Source organism: Dietzia sp. CH92 (genome assembly GCF_032248695.1).
GTDB lineage: Bacteria > Actinomycetota > Actinomycetes > Mycobacteriales > Mycobacteriaceae > Dietzia.
The window spans coordinates 200908-218080 of the sequence record NZ_JAVHXC010000005.1; the positions used below are offsets into that span (position 1 = coordinate 200908).

Here is a 17173-nt window from a genome sequence, read left to right on the forward strand (position 1 = left end):
CCGGCGCCCCGTCGGGGGCGCCGGCGCGGTGTGGTGTCACACCATGTAGACGTCCACGATGTGGTGGATGTAGTCGTTCTTCAGGACCACCTTCTTGTAGGTGATCAGCGGCGACTCACCGGTGACGTCGAGGGTGTAGAAGGACGTGCCGAAGTACTGGTCGGTCGTCTTGTAGCGGTAGTAGGAGGACAGCCAGTTGAACCGGATATCGACCTCGCCGGGACGGCGGTCCAGTACCTCGACATTGCTGATGAGGTGATTGGTGCGCGGCTCGGGCAGCGACGTGGCGGACGAGCGGTCGGTCCGGATGCGGAACACCCGGTCCTCGATCCCGGCCCGGTTCGGGTAAAAGATCAGCGAGATCTCCGAGTAGGGGTCGGTGGTGAGCTCGCCGTCGTCATCCCAGGCGGGCATCCAGTACATCGCGTCCTCGCGGTAGCACTCGATCCACTGCTCGAACTGACGGTCGTCGAGCAGGCGTGCCTCGCGGAACAGGAAAGCGGAGATCTCGTCGACTGAGATCGACGCCACGGCGGGTGCGGTCATGATCAGGCCTTTCGTGGGGCGGGAGGGTTCGGACTGCGGGCGTCTCAGGCGTCGGTCGAGACCGTCGCGGGCTGCGGCGTGCGGTCGGCCGCGTCCTCGCGGACGGCACGCTCGTCGGCCTCACGTGCGGCCCTCTCCGCCTCGAGCGCGCGCTGCATGGTCTCCACCCAGTAGGCGTGCTGGACGGGGTACAGGCCCTCGTCCTCGGTCTTCGCCCCGGAGGACAGGACGTTCTCCATGCCCAGGCCGCGGGCGGTCTCGTCCGGGCCGTTGAGCTGGTGGGTGGTGCCGCGGGTCATGTCGTTCCACGGCGCGGCGTCGGCGAGGTAGGTCTTCTGGCAGGAGCGGAACTCCTCGAGGTCGTCCGGGGTCGCCATGCCGGTGGCGTTGAAGAAGTCCTCGTACTGGCGGATGCGGGCCGCCCGCGCCTCGGCGCTCTCGCCCTTGGGGGCGATGCAGTAGATCGTGACCTCGGTCTTGTCCACGGAGATCGGCTTGAAGTGCCGGATCTGGGAGGAGAACTGATCCATGAGGTAGACGTTCGGGTACAGGCACAGGTTGCGCGAGGCGCCCACCATGAACTCGGCCTTCTTCTCGCCGATCTGGTCGGCGAGCTCCTGGCGGCGCTCCCACAGCGGCCGGTCCTCGGGGTTGCCCCACCACATCCACAGCAGCAGGTGGCCGTGGTCGAAGGACCAGTACCCGCCGCCCTGCTTGCCCCAGGTGCCGGCGTCCATCGCCTTGGTCTCGTTCTTGGACTCGCCCGAACCCCGGCGCGCGGTGGTGGCCGCGTAGTTCCAGTGGGTGGCCGACACGTGGTAGCCGTCGGCACCGTTCTCGGCCTGCAGCTTCCAGTTGCCGTCATAGGTGTACGTGGACGACCCGCGCAGCACCTCGAGCCCCTCCGGGGACTGGTCGACCAGCATGTCGATGATCGTGCGGCTGTCACCGAGGTGCTCGGCGAGCGGCAGGACGTCCGGGTTGAGGCTGCCGAACAGGAAGCCGCGGTAGCTCTCGAAGCGTGCGACGCGGCGGAGGTCGTGGGAGCCGTTGGTGTTGAACTGCTCCGGGTACCCGGCGTCGCGGGGGTCCTTGACCTTGAGCAGCTCCCCGGAGTTGGAGAACGTCCACCCGTGGAACGGGCAGGTCAGGGTGGTGCGGTTGTCGGTCTTGCGACGGCACAGCATCGCGCCGCGGTGCGAGCACGCGTTGATGAGGCAGTTGAGCTGCCCGTCCTTGCCGCGGGTGATCACGACCGGCTGACGTCCGATGTCGGTGGTGAAGTAGTCGCCGACCTCGGGGATCTGGCTCTCGTGGGCCAGGTAGACCCAGTTGCCCTCGAAGATGTGCTTCATCTCGAGTTCGAAGATCTCCTCGTCGGTGAAGATGCGGCGGTTGGCGCGGATGATGCCGTCCTCGGGGCGGTCCTCGAGCGCGGTCTCGAGGGTGGCCTGGACGTGGTCGAGTCGATCTGACATCGAGGGCTCCTAGCGTGGGTCGGTTCCGGCCGCAGTGCGGCCTCCTTCCGGTGTGACTCCACGGTGCCAGGCTGTGTGGTCGATCACACTAGGGCACCTCCTAGTCATACCTAGGTGCAGGGTGTTCGCGATGCGAACGCGGACCGTGGTCCAGCCCGCCGACCTGCGGGTTCGCGTCGGAGGTGTTCGCTGAGCGCACGAAATGTCCTCTACGTCTGTAAAGGTCGGTGATTGACGACACATCACTTTCAGCGCACAGTGAGGTCATCGACCGGGCCAGCCGGTCCGATCCACCCACCGACACCACCCCGAGGGAGCGTCATGACCGACACCGCCGTCCCCACCGCCGCCGGCTCCGGAACCGCCGCGACGGACAAGTTCAAGGGCACCCGCTTCACCTCCGACACCTCCAAGGAGCGTGCGGCCGCCATCTACAAGGACGTGCTGACCAAGCTGTCCGAGGTGATCTACGAGCACGAGGTCACCTACGACGAGTACCGCGTCCTCAAGCAGTGGCTCATCGAGGTCGGCGAGGGCGGCGAGTGGCCGCTGTGGCTCGACGTCTTCCTGGAGCACTTCATCGAGGACTCCAACAGCCGGATCTTCAGCGGCACCAAGGGCTCCATCGAGGGCCCGTACTACGTGCCGGACGCCCCGAACCTGGGCTCCAAGGGCGTCATGCCGATGCGTGAGGACGAGAAGGGCACCAAGTTCGTCTTCCGCGGTCAGGTCCGCGACCTGGACGGCAAGGGCATCGAGGGCGCCACCGTCGAGCTGTGGCACGCCGACTCCGACGGCTACTACTCGCAGTTCGACGACGGCCTGGGCATCCCGGAGTGGAACCTGCGCGCCACCTTCTCCACCGACGCGGAGGGCCACTTCCACATCACCACGGTCCAGCCCGCTCCGTACCAGATCCCGCACGACGGCCCGACCGGTGAGTTCATCGCCAGCTACGGCGGGCACCCGTGGCGTCCGGCGCACCTGCACCTCAAGGTGACGGCCCCGGGCAAGCGCCTCATCACCACCCAGCTGTACTTCGAGGGCGGCCAGTGGGTCGACGACGACGTCGCCGGCGCCGTCAAGCCCGAGCTCGTCCTGCACCCGAAGCCCAACGCCGACGGCATCGACGAGGTCGAGTACGACTTCGTCCTGGATCCCGTCTCCGAGAAGCGTTACGTGGCCTGACCGGCGCGATCGACGCAGCATCCCCTCCGCCAGCCCCGGTCGCCACACGCGACCGGGGCGTCGGCGGTTCACCGGCCGACCCAGCAAAGGACCCTCATGTCTGATCTGACCATCCGATCCGTGGAGACACGGATCCTCGACGTGCCGCTCATCCGGCCGCACAAGTTCGCGACGACCACCGCCACGGCCCAGTCGATCCTGCTCGTGTCCGTCACCACCGAGTCGGGTGTGGTGGGATACGGCGAGGGCGTCACCCCGGGCGGGCCCTGGTGGGGCGGTGAGTCGGCCGAGACCATGCAGGTGCTGGTCGAGAAGTACCTCGCCCCGGTCGCGGTCGGTCGGCGGGTCGACGAGATCCCCGCGGTGCTGGAGGCGATGGAGGGCGTCGTCGCACGCGGGCGCTTCGCCAAGGCCGCCCTCGAGATCGCCATGTTCGACGCGTGGGCGAGGGCGCTGGACGTGCCGGTCCGCTCCCTGCTCGGCGGCGCGGTGCGGGACTCGATCGAGTGCACCTGGGCGCTCGGCGCGATGCCGCTCGAGGAGATGGTCGAGGAGATCGACGAGTTGCTGGCGGCGGATCGCCACCGCACCTTCAAGCTCAAGATGGGCGCGTTGGATCCGGCCGAGGACGTCGCCCGGATCGCGGCGCTCGCCGAGAGGCTCAACGGCCGCGCCGGGCTGCGGGTCGACATCAACGCCCGGTGGGACCGGTTCACCGCCAACGTCCACCTGCCGGCGCTGGTCGAGGTCGGGATCGAGCTCATCGAGCAGCCGACGCCCACCGAGCAGATCGAGGTGCTCGCCGAGCTCAACCGCTCGCTGCCCGTCCAGTTCATGGCCGACGAGTCGGTGCAGTCCCCGCACGACGCGCTGGAGGTCGCCCGCCGTGACGCCGCCGGCGTCATCGCGGTCAAGACCACCAAGCTCGGCGGACTGACCCGCGGTAAGGAGACGGTGGCCATCGCGCGGGCGGCGGGCATCGCCTGCCACGCCGCGACCTCGTTGGAGGGGCCCATCGGCACGGTCGCCTCCCTGCACCTGGCGTGCGCCGAGCCGGGGTTCAACTACGGCTCCGAGCTGTTCGGGCCGCTGCTGCTGGCCGAGACCTACGTGACCACCCCGATCCGTTACGAGGAGGGTCGCGTGCACCTCCCGGAGGGACCGGGCCTCGGCGTGGAGCTCGACCACGACGCGGTCGAGCGGTTCACGCGCCGCTGACGTCGCCCCCACCGACCAGACCACCCACGACACGAAAGAGGCCGACCATGGCACTGTTCCACGTCCGGATGGACGTCAAGATCCCGCACGACATGGATCCCGAGGTGCGCGCCGACACCGTGGCGCGCGAGAAGGCGTACAGCCAGGAGCTCCAGCGCTCGGGCAAGTGGAAGGAGCTCTGGAGGATCGTCGGCCAGTACTCCAACATCAGCATCTTCGACGTCGAGTCGGCGGATGAACTGCACGAGCTGCTCCAGGGGCTCCCGCTGTTCCCGTATATGGACATGGAGGTCATGGCGTTGACGCGGCACCCGTCCCGGATCGAGGACTGATCCGGGCCCCTCACTGCTCGAACAGACGACGCCGGGCCGCTCGCGAGAGCGGCCCGGCGTCGGCGCGGGAGAGGGCGGGGTCAGCCGCGATCGACGGACGCGGCCGGGGACGCCGAGCGGTCGGGCGCGATCGTGGTCACGCTGAGCGCGATCGCGCCCAGCACGCCCACCACGGCGAACGCGTAGAAGCCCCACGGGTGGCCCAGCCCGGCGGCGAGGAGAACGCCGCCGAGGGTCGGTCCGGTGATCGCACCGATCCGTCCGAAGCCGGCCGACATGCCGAGGGCGGTCGCGCGGATCGCCGCGGGGTAGCGCGTCGACGTGAAGGCGTAGACCAGGACCTGGGAGCTGAAGACGAAACAGCCGGTGAGGAACACCATCACGTAGATGCCCGCGAGGGGCAGACGGATCGACAGCAGCGCGAGGAAGACCGCGCCGGCGGAGAACCAGATGAGTCCCGCGGTCCGCGGGCCGATGCGGTCGGCGACGCGGCCGGCCACCAGCAGGCCCGCCACGGCGCCCACGTTGAGCACGAGCAGGAACGCCAGAGAGTTGCCCAGGTCGTAGCCGGAGTTCTGCATGAGCTTCGGCAGCCAGGTGTTCAGTCCGTAGACGAGCAGCAGGCCCATGAACGAGGTGACGAGGATCGCCACGGAGGTCCGCAGGTACGGGCCGCGGAAGAGCGAGGCGATGCCGGGCGGGCGCTGGCCCGCGGTCCCGGACGCGGCGAGGTCGTCCTCGCGCTCGACCAGGTGGTCCGTCTCGAGTCCGTACGCGTTCGCGATCTCCAGGGCCTCGTCGCGCCGGCCCTGCGCCCACAGGTAGGACGGGCTCTCCGGCAGGTACCGGATCATCAGCGGGACCAGCACCAGGGCGGGCACTGCGCCCGCGACGAACATCGCCGGCCACCCGAACGGCTGGAGCAGCACGAGGGCGAGTGCGGCGGTGGCGACGGCGCCGACGTGGTACCCCGTCATCACCGTGGTGGTCGCCGATCCGGCCTTGGTCGTGCGCGTGAACTCGGTGACCATCGCGATACAGGTGGGCAGGCAGCCGCCCAGGCCGATCCCCGCGAGGAAGCGCAGGGCGCCGAACAGGAACGCGGTGTCGACGAACGCCGTGACGAACGTGAGCGCCGAGAACCCGGCGACGGAGAGGATGAGCAGCTTGCGGCGGCCGAGACGGTCGGTGAGGGTTCCGATCGTCAGCGCGCCGATCGTCATCCCGACGAGCCCGGCGACGGAGATCGCGGTGGCGGTCCCGGCATCGGTGTTGAAGTACGCGCTGTCGGGGTCGGTGAGCGCGGGCATGATCGCGCCCAGCACGACCAGGTCGAAGCCGTCCAGCAGGACGGCGATCCAGCAGAGCGCGGCGACGAACGCGGCGGATCTACCGGCTGTCGGCGGCGTCCCGGTGCCGGGGCGGGTGGCGGATTTCATCGGGGGAGTCCTTTCAGGTCAGATGCCGGTGACCGAGCCACCGTCGAAGCGGGGCAAGGGGGTTCCGGTGTACAGCTCCGCGAGGTACGTACGACCCGCACGGGAACGGGTGACCGCGTCCAGCTCCGCCAGTTGCCGGTGACGCTGGAACGAGGTGTGGGCGGGGATGCGGTGGAGCATCTGGGTCATCCACCACGAGAAGTGCTGGGTTCGCCAGACCCGCGGTGAGGCCAGGTCGGTGTAGGCGTCCAGCAGGTCTGATTCGGAGTCACGGTAGAACCGCATCACCGCGTGGGCCAGCACCCAGGCGTCCGCGACGGCCACGTTGAGGCCTTTCGCCCCGGTGGGCGGGACGGTGTGGGCGGCGTCGCCGACGAGGTAGAGGCGACCGTGTTGCATGGGCATGTTCACCGAACTGCGGAAGCGCAGGATCGACTTGTCGAAGATGGCGCCGTCCTTGACCTCGGCGCCCTCACCGTCCACCCGGGCGTGCAGCTCGGACCAGATGCGGTCATCCGACCAGTCCTCGACGGAGTCGTTGGGGTCGCACTGCAGGTAGTGCCGCTGCACGGTCTCGGAGCGGGTGCTGATGAGCGCGAACCCGTTGGGGTGGTTGGCGTAGATCAGTTCCTCGCTGGTCTTGGGCGCCTCCGCGAGGATGCCGAACCAGGCGAACGGGTACTGGTTGATGTGCTCGACCCGGCGATCGCCCGGTCGCGCCTCGTCGTCGGCGAGGGGGATGGAGGCGCGGGTGACGGTGCGGTTGCCGTCCGCTCCGACGATGATGTCGGCGTGGAGGACGGCGTCCTCGCCGTCGGCGTCCCGGTAGACGAGCGACGGGGTGTCGGTCTCGACATCGTGCACCGACTCGATGCTCGTCTCGAACCGCACGTCGCCCCCGTCGGCGAGCCGCCGGGCGATGAGGTCGATGAGGAACTCGTGCTGTGGGTAGACGTTGACCTCGCGGTCCACGAGTTCACGGAAGTCGATCCGGTGGCCCTGGCCGTTGAACCGCAGTTCGATGCCCTCGTGCGGCTCGCCGTCCCGGAGGACCCGGTCGGACACGCCGGTGTCCACCAGCAGGTTGATGATGTCCTGTTCGAGGATGCCCGCTCGGATCGTGCCCTCCACGTCGTGCCGGCTGCGCTTCTCGAAGACGACGGACTCGATCCCGTTGATGTGCAGCAGATGGGAGAGCATGAGGCCGGCCGGGCCGGCTCCGACGATCGCAACCTGGGTCTTCATGGATCCTCCGGGGTGGTGGGTGGGCGAGGTGGGGGTGGATGTGATCCGGCGCGGCGCGCGGCCGGGACCGCGGATGTCCCCGGAGGGCGGGTCCCGGGCGGGGTGTGGTCACCCGGCCAGCGCGCGCGAGATGCCGCGCGCGGTGGCCTTGAGCGCGGGTATCAGCGGCTCGGTGGGTGTCGAGGGGGAGACGACGATGGAGAGCGCCGCGACCACCGAGGGGCCGTCGTGGACCGGGGCGGCGAGCGCCACCGAGTGCGGGTCGACCATCTGTCGGCAGATCGCGTGCCCGCGCCGGCGGATCTCGTGGAGCGTGGCCCGTAGTGTGCGCTCGTCGGTGATCGAGTTCGGTGTCAGGGCCTGCAGGCCCGCGTCGATGACCGCGTTCACCGTGTCGGCGGGCGCGTGCGCGAGCAGGACGAGGCCCCCGCTCGACACGTGGGCGGGGAGCCGACCTCCCGCCCGGGACTTCACGGAGATCGCCTGGCGTCCCGAGATCTGCTCGACGTAGACGACCTCGGCGCCGTCCAGGGTGGTGAGCTGGACGTTCTCCCGGGTGGCGACGAAGAGGTCCTCCATATAGGGCCGGGCGCTCTCGCGAAGGCCCTGGCGGCGGGGGGAGAGGTGCCCCAGTTCCCAGATCGCCTCGCCGATGGACAGGCGCCCGGACTCGTCGCGGTCCAGTGCTCCCAGGTCGGCGAGTTTGGCGCAGAGGCGGTGGGTGGTGGGGACGGGTAGTCCGACGGCGCGCGCGATCTCCGAGGCGGTCCGGACTCGGTGGCGGTCATCGAACGCTCCCAGCACGGCGAAGGCACGGCCGAGGACCGAGCGGTCCCCGCCGTGCGGATCCTCCGTCGCCATGTGGCGTCCTCCCCGGCCCGATTGTGAAACGCAACATAGTGTCGCCGACCACCACCGGGCCGGGAAGGCCGCTTATCACTGAGTGAGAAGAAATCTCCGAAAATGTTCGCGATACGGATCACGTACGCGATCCGTACCGCGACACGGTGCCCTGCACAGGGCGCACCCGGGATGACTCAGACGCGCTCGAAGACCGCTGCGAGTCCCTGGCCGCCGCCGATGCACATGGTCTCCAGGCCCCACTGGGCGTCACGGCGCTCGAGTTCGCCGCAGAGCGTGGCCAGGATCCGCCCGCCGGTGGCGCCGATCGGGTGACCGAGCGAGATGCCGGACCCGTTCGGGTTGAGGCGATCGCTCCGGAAGTCCAGGTCCCATTCGCGCAGGACGGCCAGCGTCTGGGCGGCGAATGCCTCGTTGAGCTCGATGACGTCCATGTCCGCCAGCGTCAGCCCGAGCCGGTCCAGGACCTTGGCGGTGGCCGGGACGGGACCGATGCCCATGGTCTCGGGGGCCACGCCGGCCACGGCCCAACCCGCCAACCGGACGACCGGGGTGAGCCCCAGCTCGGCGGCCTTCTCCGGGGTGGTCACCAGGCAGGCGGCGGCGCCGTCGTTCTGGCCGGAGGCGTTGCCGGCGGTGACCGTGGACTCCGGGTCGATCTTGCCGCGGATGGCGCGCAGGCGGGACAGGGACTCCATGGTGGTGTCCGCCCGGGGGTGCTCATCGGTGTCCACGACGATCGGGTCGCCCTTGCGCTGCGGGACCTCGACGGGGACCATCTCGGCGTCGAACCTGCCGGCCCGCTGGGCGGCGACCGCGCGCTGGTGGGACTGCACGGCGAGCTCGTCCTGGTCCTCGCGGGAGATCCCGTACTGCGCCCGCAGGTTCTCGGCCGTCTCGATCATGCCGCCCGGGACCGGGTGATCGCGGCCGCCGGCGGTGAGCCGGGCACGCGCGAGGCGGTCCGCCAGCTGCACGCCGTCACCGCGGATGCCGTACCGCGGCGAGGGGTTGGCGTAGAACTCGACGCCGCTCATGGACTCGGCACCGCCGGCGACCACGAGGTCGCACGCCCCCGTGGAGACCTGCATCGCCGCGGTGAGGACGGCCTGCAGCCCGGAACCGCACCGGCGGTCGAGCTGCATCCCGGGCACGTCGATGCCGAGCCCGGCGTCGAGGGCGGCCACGCGGCCGAGCGCCGGTGCCTCGCCCCCGGGGTAACCCTGGCCCAGGACCACGTCGTCGATGAGGGATCCCTCGATCCCGGTGCGCTCGACGAGCGCCCGGATCACGGTGGCGGCGAGGGTCTCCACGGGGATGTCCTTGAAGGCGCCGCCGAAGCGGGCGACGGGGGTGCGGAGCGGGGAACAGATCACGGCGTCGGTCATGGGAGGGCCTTTCTCGGGTCGTGCGTGGGTGGGTCGTGTCAGCGGTTGACGGCCACCAGGTCACGGGTGATGGCGTCGGCGGTGGCCAGCAGCGGTGAGACGAACTCGTCGACGAGCTGGCGGGGGGTGTACCTCATGGCGTGGGTCGAGATGTTGATCGCCGCGACCGTGCGGTTCTCGGAGTCGCGGACGGGGGCCGCCAGGGAGCGGAGACCGGGCTCGAGCTCCTGGTCGACCAGGCACCAACCCTGCTCGCGGACCAGGTCGATGGCCGCACGCAGGGCGGCCTCGTCGGACAGTGACGAGGCCGAGCGCGGCTCGATCGGGGTGGACCCGAAGTAGTCGTCGAGTTCCCACGGCTCCAGTCCGGCGAGCAGGCACCGGCCCATCGAGGTCGCGTACGCCGGGAAGCGCGTGCCGATGGTGATGCCGACCGTCATGATCCTGCTCACCTGGACGCGCCCCACGTACACGATGTCGGGACCGTCGAGGATAGAGACCGAGGACGACTCGCCGAGCTGCGTGCTGAGTCGCTTGAGGTGGGGCTGGGCCACGTCCGGCAGCGGCGTGGCGGACAGGAAGCTGTACCCCAGGTCCAGGATGCGCGGGGTGAGCTCGAACGTCGAGCCGTCGAAGTCCACGTAGCCGAGTTCGACGAGCGTGAGCAGGAACCGTCGGGCGGTGGCCCTGGTCAGTCCCGTGTTGCGGGCGACCTCGCTCAGGGTCTGCCGGGGGTTGTCGGCGCCGAAGGCCCGGATCACCGCGAGTCCCCGGGCCAGGGACTGCACGTAGTCGGCGGAGGTCGCCCGCGCGGTGTCGTCGTCCCGCCCCGCGGGTGCCGCCTGGTCGACAGTGGTCACCCGCGCTCCTCGAGCTCCGCGAGCGCGGCCTTGCCCAGGGCGAAGGCGTGGTTGCTCTTCGGCACCCCGGCGTAGACCGCCGTGTGGAGCAGCACCTCGGCGACCAGTTCGGCGGGGACGCCGGCACGGAACGCGGACCGCAGGTGCATGTCCAGCTCGCCGTCGTTGCCCAGGGCGGTGAGGACCGCGATGGTCAGCAGGCGGCGCTGGACGTCGTCCAGGCCCGGGCGCGTCCACACGTCACCCCACGCGGTGCGGGTGATGAAGTCCTGGAACGGGGCGGTGAAGTCGGTGGTCCCGGCGACCGCGCGGTCGACGTGCGCGTCGCCGAGCACCTCGCGGCGGCGCCGCATGCCGGCGTCGTGGGCGGCGGTGCGACCGGCGGTGTAGGTGGCACCGCCGGCGGCGGCGATCACGTGCTCGCGCAGCAGGGCCGTGACCCGGCCCGGCAGTTCGACGGTGGGCACGTGTGCGGCGGGGGAGAGCACGACGAAACGGGCCCCGTCGACGCCGTCGGCGATCTCCCTCACCACGTCGGGTGCGGTGGAGGGGTCCTCGTCACCGGCCACGACCAGCGTGGGGCACCCGATCCTGCCGAGATCGGCGCGCACGTCGTACCCGGCCAGGGCGTCACAGCACGCGGCGTAGCCCTCGGGGTCGGTGGCGGTGATCATCGCACGGAGCGAGGCGTTCAGGCGCGGGTCGCGCTCGGCCAGGGCCGGGGTGATCCACCGGGCGACGACGGCGTCCGCGACCGCCTCCATGCCGCCGTCCCGCACGGCGGCGGCGCGGTCGGTCCATCCCTGCGGCTCCCCGAACCGGGCCGCGGTGCACAGCAGTGCCACGGATTCGATGCGGTCGGGGTGGTGGATCGCCAGCCATTGTGCGACGGCCCCGCCCAGCGACAGCCCCGCCACGTGGAAGGTCCCCACCTCGAGCGAGTCGAGCAGCGCGAGGACGTCCGCCGTGAGGTCGTCGAGTGTGCAGGGGCCCGGGATGAGCTCCGACCCGCCGTGTCCGCGGTGGTCCACCGCGATTACCCGGAAGAGCTTGGACAGCTCGCGGATCTGGTGCGACCACATGGAGTGGTCGGATCCCAGTGAGCCGAGCAGGACGAGGGTGGGGGTGTCGGGCCCCGCGTCCTGCGGTCGGCGGTCCTCGTGGGACAGGGTCGCGATCCCGGTCGTGGTCATCGGGTCTCCTCCTGGGTCGTTCCGTCGATGGGGGTGAGGGTGGGGAGCAGGGCGTCGACCAGGTCGGCGGCGTGCCCGAGGTAGCCGGCCGGGTCGAGCAGGTCGCGCAGTCTCCCGGCGCCGAGCGCGTCGATCAGGCGCTCGTCCGAGTCGAGTCGACCGCGGCGGCACGCGTCGGTGACGAGGCCGCGGGCGTCGGGCCGGTCGCGCCCCATGGCGACCACGACGCGCTCGGCGAGCAGGGCCCCGCCGGTGACGTCGAGGTTCCGGGCCATCGCATCGGGGTGCACGTCGAGGTTCTCGAGGGTGTGGGCCAGGCGGGCCAGTGCGCCGACGGTGAGGCGTTGGAGATCGGACAGCGGTTCCCACTCGGCGTGCCATGCCCCGGCCGCGCGCTGGTGTTCGTGGGCGGCGGCGGCCTGCACCGTGGCGACCAGCCCGGGGACGCGCATCGCGGCGGCCCGCGCCTCGATCGCCGAGGTGGGATTGCGCTTGTGCGGCATCGCCGAGGACCCGCCCGCGTCGCGTACCGACAGTTCACCGATCTCGGTGGCCGCGTGCAGGATGACGTCACCGGCGACCTTGGCGACCGAGCCCGCCGTCGCGCCGAGGGCGCCGGCGTAGAGCGTCAGCTCCGCGCGGTCGGTGTGCCAGGGGGCGAGCGCGCGGGGCAGGGCGAGTTCGTCGGCCACCGCATCGGCCAGCGCCGGGCCGTGGGGGTGTACCGCCGCGAGTGTGCCCGCCGCGCCCCCGAACTGGACGGACACGGCGGCCGCCGCGCGGACGGCCGCCGTCGCGGCCACGCGGACCGACCGGCCCCACCCCGCCGCGACGAGCCCGAAGGTGGTGGGCAGCGCCTGCTGGCCGAGGGTGCGACCGGCGAGCGGCGTGCCGCGGTGGGTGCGGGCGAGGTCGGCGCAGGCGACGACGACGCGGTCGGCGTGTGCGCGCAGGTGCCCGGCCGCCCGGTGGACGAGCAGCGCCGCCGCACTGTCGATGACGTCCTGGGAGGTGGCCCCCACGTGGACCTCCCCGGGCACGGCGCGGTCGTCGAGGCCGACCACCGCGGACCGCAGTGCGGTGACCAGGGGGATGACCGGGTTCCCGCCCGAGATCGAGGCCGCTCCCAACGTGGCCGGGTCGGCGCCCTCGATCCGGGACGGGTCCGCCGCGAGAGTGGTCAGGGCCTGCGCGGTCGGGGCGCTGACGAGGCCGAACCGTGACGCGGCCCGCGCGAGCGCCGCCTCGACCTCGACGAGGGCGCCGACCCAGGCCTCGTCCGAGAAGTCGGCGTGGGACGACCCGAAGACCGGGTCGAACAGCGGGCCGCGCGTGCCGGTCACAGGTCGAAGAACGGGGTCTCGGGCCCTGCCGGCGAGTCCTGCAGGGCGATGGTGAGGTGGTAGGTCCCGTCCCGGTGGTCGGCGATCAACAGGCCGCGACGGTCCTCGGGCAGGAGGGCCAGGACGGGATCGCCCGCGTGGGCCTCGACGTCCTCGGGGAAGTACAACCGGGTCACGAGGCGCTTGAGGATCCCGCGGGCGAAGACGCCCACCTCGAGGTGCGGGGCCTGGGTACCGCCCGCTCCGTCCCCGATCGCGCCCGGACGCACCGTGTCGATGGTGACCGTGCCGGTCTCGTCGGCGAACACACGGGAGAACCCGGTGAAGCCCGAGCCGCCGACCAGCGGGACGTCGTCGACGAACCGGCCCGAGGCATCGGCCTGCCACGTCTCGATCATCGCGTCGGCGACCGGGGTGCCCTCCCCGTCGACCACCGCGATCGACACCCGGATGTGGTCGGGGCTGCCGGGCTCGGCGAGGGTCCCCGAGGTGGTCCAGTCGGGCTCGAGCCCGATGTGGACGTAGGGGCCGACGGTCTGGGAGGGCGTGACCCCGAAGGGAACCTCGTCCTGGTCGCGCCCGGTCAGCGCGGGATAGCGGGGGGCCTGGGGGTTGGCGGTGTCGATCATCAGTGCTCCTCGCCGTTCTCGAAGGGGGTGGCGTTGCTGCCGCGCAGGACGATGTCGAACTTGTAGGCCGGTGCCCAGTTGGACTCGGTCGTGTCGTAGTCGAACACACTGATCATGCGTTCGCGGGCGCCCGCGGGGGAGGCGTTGAAGATCGGGTCCTGGAAGAAGAACGGGTCGTCCGGGAAGTACATCTGGGTGATGAGCCGCTCGGTGAACGCGCGGCCGAAGAGCGAGAAGTGGATGTGCGCCGGACGCCACGCGTTGTGGTGGTTGCCCCACGGGTAGGCGCCGGGCTTGACGGTGAGGAAGCGGTACCGGCCGTGCGCGTCGGTCATGCAGCGACCGACCCCGTTGAAGTTGGGGTCGAGAGGTGCGGGCCACGAATCGTTGCGGTGGCGGTACCGGCCGGCCGCGTTGGCCTGCCAGACCTCGACCAGGGTGTCGGGCACGGGGCGCCCGTCGCTGTCGAGGACGCGGCCGTGGACGATGATCCGCTGGCCGATGGCCTCGCCCTCGCCCACCAACGTCAGATCGGCCTCGGCCGCGGTGACGGCCGTGTCGGAGAAGACCGGCCCGGTGAGTTCGCCCATGCGCTGGGGCAGCAGGACGAGCTCGTTCCTGGGGGCACGCAGCCGCGTGGTGCCGTACTCGGCGAAGTGCAGCGGCGGGTTGGCGTCGTGATCCGGTACGTACCGGTCGGGGAGGTGCAACATGGCGTCCTCTCGGTCGAAGGCGATATGAAGGCAGCTCATACGTCCGCATGTCGAACGATGCTCCGCATGACGTACAGAATACGACCGCGCCTGTGACAGGGGCGACACGTTCTCGTTGAATGAGAGGCTAGTGCGGCCAGGGCGCGTTCGCAAGGCGAACTGTTGTGCCAGATGCGAACACGCGGTACCGTGTGTGACATGACCAACAAGATCTATTCGTCGGCCGCCGAGGCGGTCGCCGACATCCCGGACGGCGCGTCCCTCGCCGTGGGAGGTTTCGGTCTGGTCGGCATCCCCGCCGTCCTCATCGATGCGCTCCTCGACCAGGGCGCGGGCGATCTGAAGACGGTGAGCAACAACTGCGGGACCGACGGCTTCGGCCTCGGCAAGCTGTTGGAGGCCCGCCGTATCACCCGGACCACGGCCTCGTACGTGGGTGCCAACAAGGAGTTCGCCCGCCAGTACCTGTCGGGGGAGCTCGAGGTGGAGCTGACCCCCCAGGGCACGCTGGCCGAGCGCATGCGCGCCGGCGGCGCCGGGATCCCCGCCTTCTACACCCCGGCCGGTGTCGGCACCATGGTCGCCGAGGGTGGTCTGCCGCTGCGTTACGACGGTGACGGCGGGGTGGCGGTGGCCTCCGAGCCCAAGGAGGTCCGGGTGTTCGACGGCCAGCAGTACGTGCTCGAGCGGGCGATCGTCACCGACTTCGCCCTCGTGCACGCGCACCGGGCGGACACCGCCGGCAACCTGCAGTTCCGCGGGACCGCCCGCAACTTCAACCCGGACGCCGCGATGGCCGGCCGGGTCACGATCGTCCAGGCCGAGGAGGTCGTCCCCGAGGGCGGGATCGACCCGGCGGACGTCCACCTCCCCGGCATCTTCGTCCAGCGCGTCGTGGAGGTCGGCCGGCAGGAGACGGGCGTGGAGATCGAGAAGCTGAGCAGGAAGGGGGAGGACCTGTCATGAGCTGGACCCACGAGCAGATGGCGGCCCGGATCGCCGCGGACTTCACCGACGGCCAGTACGTCAACCTCGGCATCGGGATGCCGACGCTGATCCCCGACTACCTCCCGGAGGGCGTGCGCGTGACGCTCCACTCGGAGAACGGGATCCTGGGTGTGGGGCCGTACCCGACCCGCGAGCAGCTGGACCCCGAGATGATCAACGCCGGCAAGGAGACCATCACCGCAGCGCCCGGCGCGGCGTTCTTCGCCTCGTCGGACTCGTTCGCGATGATCCGCGGCGGGCACGTCGACGTGGCCGTGCTGGGAGCCATGCAGGTCTCGCAGCACGGCGATCTGAGCAACTGGATGATCCCGGGCGCGATGGTCAAGGGCATGGGCGGCGCGATGGACCTGGTCCACGGCGCCGGCCGCGTCATCGTGATGATGGATCACGTCACCCGGAAGGGTGACATCAAGCTCATGGAGGAGAACACCCTCCCGTACACCGGCAAGGGCTGTGTCCAGCGGGTCGTCACCGACCTGTGCGTCCTCGACATCACCGAGGAGGGCTTCGCGCTCGTCGAGCTGGCGCCCGACGTGACGATCGACGAGGTCCGGCAGAAGACGGCGGCGCAGATCCACACCTGACCAGCGACACCGCTCGCGACCGGGTGCGTCGACCGGGCACGCGGCACGGGGTCGGTTTCTCACTACTGTGGGAACCGACCCCGTCGTCGTCCCCGGAAGGCCCAGAAGATGAGCACCAACAGCCCGGTCACCGTCACCGTCACCGGTGCGGCCGGCAAGATCGCGTACTCGCTGCTGTTCCGGCTCGCGTCCGGCCTGGTCTTCGGGCCGGGCACGCCCGTCCGTCTCCGGCTGCTCGACATCCCGTCGGCGGTGGTCGCCGCCGAGGGCGTGGCCATGGAGATCGAGGACTGTGCCCTGCCGCTGGTCGACTCGATCGAGATCACGGACGACGTGACCCGGGCGTTCGACGGCGCCAACGCGGCGTTCCTCGTGGGGGCGAAGCCGCGCGGCAAGGGGATGGAACGGGCCGACCTCCTCACCGCGAACGGGGCGATCTTCCGTGAACAGGGGCGGGCCGTCAACGACCACGCGGCCGACGACATCCGCGTGGTCGTGGTGGGCAACCCCGCCAACACGAACGCCTACATCGCCCATCGCCACGCGCCCGACGTCCCCGCGGGCCGGTTCACCGCGCTGATGCGACTCGACCACAACCGCGCACTGAGCCAGCTGGCCACGAGGTTGGGGGCACGGGTCTCCGAGCTCGACGGGGTGGTGGTGTGGGGCAACCACTCCGCGACCCAGTTCCCCGACGTGACCTTCCTGACGCGCGGCGGTGAGCCGGTCACCGCCGGTCTCGAACCGGAGTGGCTGGCGGACACGTTCATACCGCGCGTGGCGGGCCGCGGGGCCGAGATCATCGCGGTCCGCGGGTCGTCCTCGGCCGCCTCCGCCGCCGGCGCGGCCGTCGACCAGATGCGGGACTGGGTCCGTGGCACCTCCGGCGAGAGCTGGACCACCGTCGCGTTGCCGTCCGGTGGCGAGTACGGCACGGTCCCCGGCGTGGTGACGGGGCTGCCGTGTCGCAGCCGCGGGGCGGAGTGGGAGGTCGTGGAGGGCCTGGAGATCGGCGAGTTCCAGCGGGCCCGCATCGACGCCTCGGTGGCGGAGCTCGTCGCGGAGCGCGACGCGGTGCGTGAGCTCGGTCTCGCCGACTGACGCCGCGGCCCGCGCGGCCCGACGGCGTGTGTCGGGGCCCGGCGGGT

General features: G+C 70.8%; 17 protein-coding genes. 6 read left to right on the plus strand and 11 right to left on the minus strand.

Annotated elements, in window-relative coordinates; translation table 11 throughout:
* Positions 1-36: 36 nt before the first annotated feature.
* Positions 37-546 carry a benzoate 1,2-dioxygenase small subunit gene (gene benB / locus RWK90_RS12190; protein ID WP_314037891.1) on the minus strand — a complete coding sequence of 170 codons (510 nt, stop codon included), beginning with the start codon at positions 544-546 and terminating at the stop codon, positions 37-39.
* A 44-nt stretch (positions 547-590) separates the two neighbouring features.
* On the minus strand, positions 591-2024 hold the full coding sequence (gene benA, locus RWK90_RS12195; protein ID WP_314037892.1) for a benzoate 1,2-dioxygenase large subunit: 1434 nt from the start codon (positions 2022-2024) through the stop codon (positions 591-593).
* Between the two features lie 321 nt (positions 2025-2345).
* Here benA and catA point away from each other — a divergent pair, with 321 nt between their 5' ends.
* The 3 genes from catA to catC all read left to right on the plus strand — a co-directional run bounded on the left by catA (position 2346) and on the right by catC (position 4762).
* Positions 2346-3212: a catechol 1,2-dioxygenase gene (gene catA, locus RWK90_RS12200; RefSeq protein WP_314037893.1), complete on the plus strand. Its 867-nt coding sequence runs from the start codon at positions 2346-2348 to the stop codon at positions 3210-3212.
* A 96-nt stretch (positions 3213-3308) separates the two neighbouring features.
* A complete protein-coding gene (locus RWK90_RS12205; protein ID WP_314037894.1) occupies positions 3309-4430 on the plus strand; it encodes a muconate/chloromuconate family cycloisomerase in 1122 nt (373 codons plus the stop codon).
* Between the two features lie 47 nt (positions 4431-4477).
* Complete coding sequence (gene catC / locus RWK90_RS12210; RefSeq protein ID WP_314037895.1) at positions 4478-4762, plus strand: muconolactone Delta-isomerase; 285 nt, start codon at positions 4478-4480, stop codon at positions 4760-4762.
* Positions 4763-4842: 80 nt separating this feature from the next.
* On the opposite strand, the gene RWK90_RS12215 is transcribed toward catC, so the two are convergent.
* The 9 genes from RWK90_RS12215 to pcaH form a co-directional block, all read right to left on the minus strand.
* A complete protein-coding gene (locus tag RWK90_RS12215) occupies positions 4843-6201 on the minus strand; it encodes an aromatic acid/H+ symport family MFS transporter (protein ID WP_314037896.1) in 1359 nt (452 codons plus the stop codon).
* Positions 6202-6219: 18 nt separating this feature from the next.
* Positions 6220-7446, minus strand: coding sequence for a 4-hydroxybenzoate 3-monooxygenase (locus RWK90_RS12220; protein WP_314037897.1), 1227 nt, complete (start codon positions 7444-7446; stop codon positions 6220-6222).
* Positions 7447-7554: 108 nt separating this feature from the next.
* Complete coding sequence (locus tag RWK90_RS12225) at positions 7555-8307, minus strand: IclR family transcriptional regulator (RefSeq protein ID WP_314037898.1); 753 nt, start codon at positions 8305-8307, stop codon at positions 7555-7557.
* Positions 8308-8483: 176 nt separating this feature from the next.
* Positions 8484-9695 (minus strand): acetyl-CoA C-acetyltransferase, encoded by a 1212-nt coding sequence (locus tag RWK90_RS12230; protein ID WP_314037899.1) that lies wholly within the window; start codon positions 9693-9695, stop codon positions 8484-8486.
* A 38-nt stretch (positions 9696-9733) separates the two neighbouring features.
* Entirely contained in the window at positions 9734-10555 is an 822-nt protein-coding gene (locus tag RWK90_RS12235) for an IclR family transcriptional regulator (RefSeq protein WP_314037900.1), read from the minus strand.
* Positions 10552-11748, minus strand: a complete 1197-nt coding sequence (pcaD, locus tag RWK90_RS12240; RefSeq protein WP_314037901.1) for a 3-oxoadipate enol-lactonase — start codon at positions 11746-11748, stop codon at positions 10552-10554. The genes RWK90_RS12235 and pcaD overlap by 4 nt, the downstream gene beginning before the upstream one ends.
* Positions 11745-13091 carry a lyase family protein gene (locus RWK90_RS12245; protein WP_314037902.1) on the minus strand — a complete coding sequence of 449 codons (1347 nt, stop codon included), beginning with the start codon at positions 13089-13091 and terminating at the stop codon, positions 11745-11747. Before RWK90_RS12245 ends, pcaD begins: the two co-directional genes overlap by 4 nt.
* A complete protein-coding gene (pcaG, locus tag RWK90_RS12250; protein ID WP_314037903.1) occupies positions 13088-13720 on the minus strand; it encodes a protocatechuate 3,4-dioxygenase subunit alpha in 633 nt (210 codons plus the stop codon). Before pcaG ends, RWK90_RS12245 begins: the two co-directional genes overlap by 4 nt.
* A complete protein-coding gene (gene pcaH / locus RWK90_RS12255; RefSeq protein WP_314037904.1) occupies positions 13720-14433 on the minus strand; it encodes a protocatechuate 3,4-dioxygenase subunit beta in 714 nt (237 codons plus the stop codon). The genes pcaG and pcaH overlap by 1 nt, the downstream gene beginning before the upstream one ends.
* Before the next feature lie 198 nt (positions 14434-14631).
* Between pcaH and RWK90_RS12260 the strand changes: the two genes are divergently transcribed.
* The 3 genes from RWK90_RS12260 to RWK90_RS12270 all read left to right on the plus strand — a co-directional run bounded on the left by RWK90_RS12260 (position 14632) and on the right by RWK90_RS12270 (position 17126).
* A complete protein-coding gene (locus RWK90_RS12260) occupies positions 14632-15399 on the plus strand; it encodes a CoA transferase subunit A (RefSeq protein WP_314037905.1) in 768 nt (255 codons plus the stop codon).
* On the plus strand, positions 15396-16025 hold the full coding sequence (locus RWK90_RS12265; protein WP_314037906.1) for a 3-oxoacid CoA-transferase subunit B: 630 nt from the start codon (positions 15396-15398) through the stop codon (positions 16023-16025). Before RWK90_RS12260 ends, RWK90_RS12265 begins: the two co-directional genes overlap by 4 nt.
* A 108-nt stretch (positions 16026-16133) precedes the next feature.
* The gene (locus tag RWK90_RS12270) at positions 16134-17126 is read left to right on the plus strand and encodes a malate dehydrogenase (RefSeq protein WP_314037907.1); all 993 of its coding nucleotides are present in this window, start codon (positions 16134-16136) and stop codon (positions 17124-17126) included.
* The last annotated feature ends 47 nt before the right edge of the window (positions 17127-17173 follow it).

Bases quoted from the DNA above. Each gene is read 5' to 3' on its own strand.
- benB (WP_314037891.1), bottom strand. From the start codon at position 546: ATGACCGCACCCGCCGTGGCGTCGATCTCAGTCGACGAGATCTCCGCT.
- benA (WP_314037892.1), bottom strand. From the start codon at position 2,024: ATGTCAGATCGACTCGACCACGTCCAGGCCACCCTCGAGACCGCGCTC.
- catA (WP_314037893.1), top strand. From the start codon at position 2,346: ATGACCGACACCGCCGTCCCCACCGCCGCCGGCTCCGGAACCGCCGCG.
- RWK90_RS12205 (WP_314037894.1), top strand. From the start codon at position 3,309: ATGTCTGATCTGACCATCCGATCCGTGGAGACACGGATCCTCGACGTG.
- catC (WP_314037895.1), top strand. From the start codon at position 4,478: ATGGCACTGTTCCACGTCCGGATGGACGTCAAGATCCCGCACGACATG.
- RWK90_RS12215 (WP_314037896.1), bottom strand. From the start codon at position 6,201: ATGAAATCCGCCACCCGCCCCGGCACCGGGACGCCGCCGACAGCCGGT.
- RWK90_RS12220 (WP_314037897.1), bottom strand. From the start codon at position 7,446: ATGAAGACCCAGGTTGCGATCGTCGGAGCCGGCCCGGCCGGCCTCATG.
- RWK90_RS12225 (WP_314037898.1), bottom strand. From the start codon at position 8,307: ATGGCGACGGAGGATCCGCACGGCGGGGACCGCTCGGTCCTCGGCCGT.
- RWK90_RS12230 (WP_314037899.1), bottom strand. From the start codon at position 9,695: ATGACCGACGCCGTGATCTGTTCCCCGCTCCGCACCCCCGTCGCCCGC.
- pcaD (WP_314037901.1), bottom strand. From the start codon at position 11,748: ATGACCACGACCGGGATCGCGACCCTGTCCCACGAGGACCGCCGACCG.
- pcaG (WP_314037903.1), bottom strand. From the start codon at position 13,720: ATGATCGACACCGCCAACCCCCAGGCCCCCCGCTATCCCGCGCTGACC.
- pcaH (WP_314037904.1), bottom strand. From the start codon at position 14,433: ATGTTGCACCTCCCCGACCGGTACGTACCGGATCACGACGCCAACCCG.
- RWK90_RS12260 (WP_314037905.1), top strand. From the start codon at position 14,632: ATGACCAACAAGATCTATTCGTCGGCCGCCGAGGCGGTCGCCGACATC.
- RWK90_RS12265 (WP_314037906.1), top strand. From the start codon at position 15,396: ATGAGCTGGACCCACGAGCAGATGGCGGCCCGGATCGCCGCGGACTTC.
- RWK90_RS12270 (WP_314037907.1), top strand. From the start codon at position 16,134: ATGAGCACCAACAGCCCGGTCACCGTCACCGTCACCGGTGCGGCCGGC.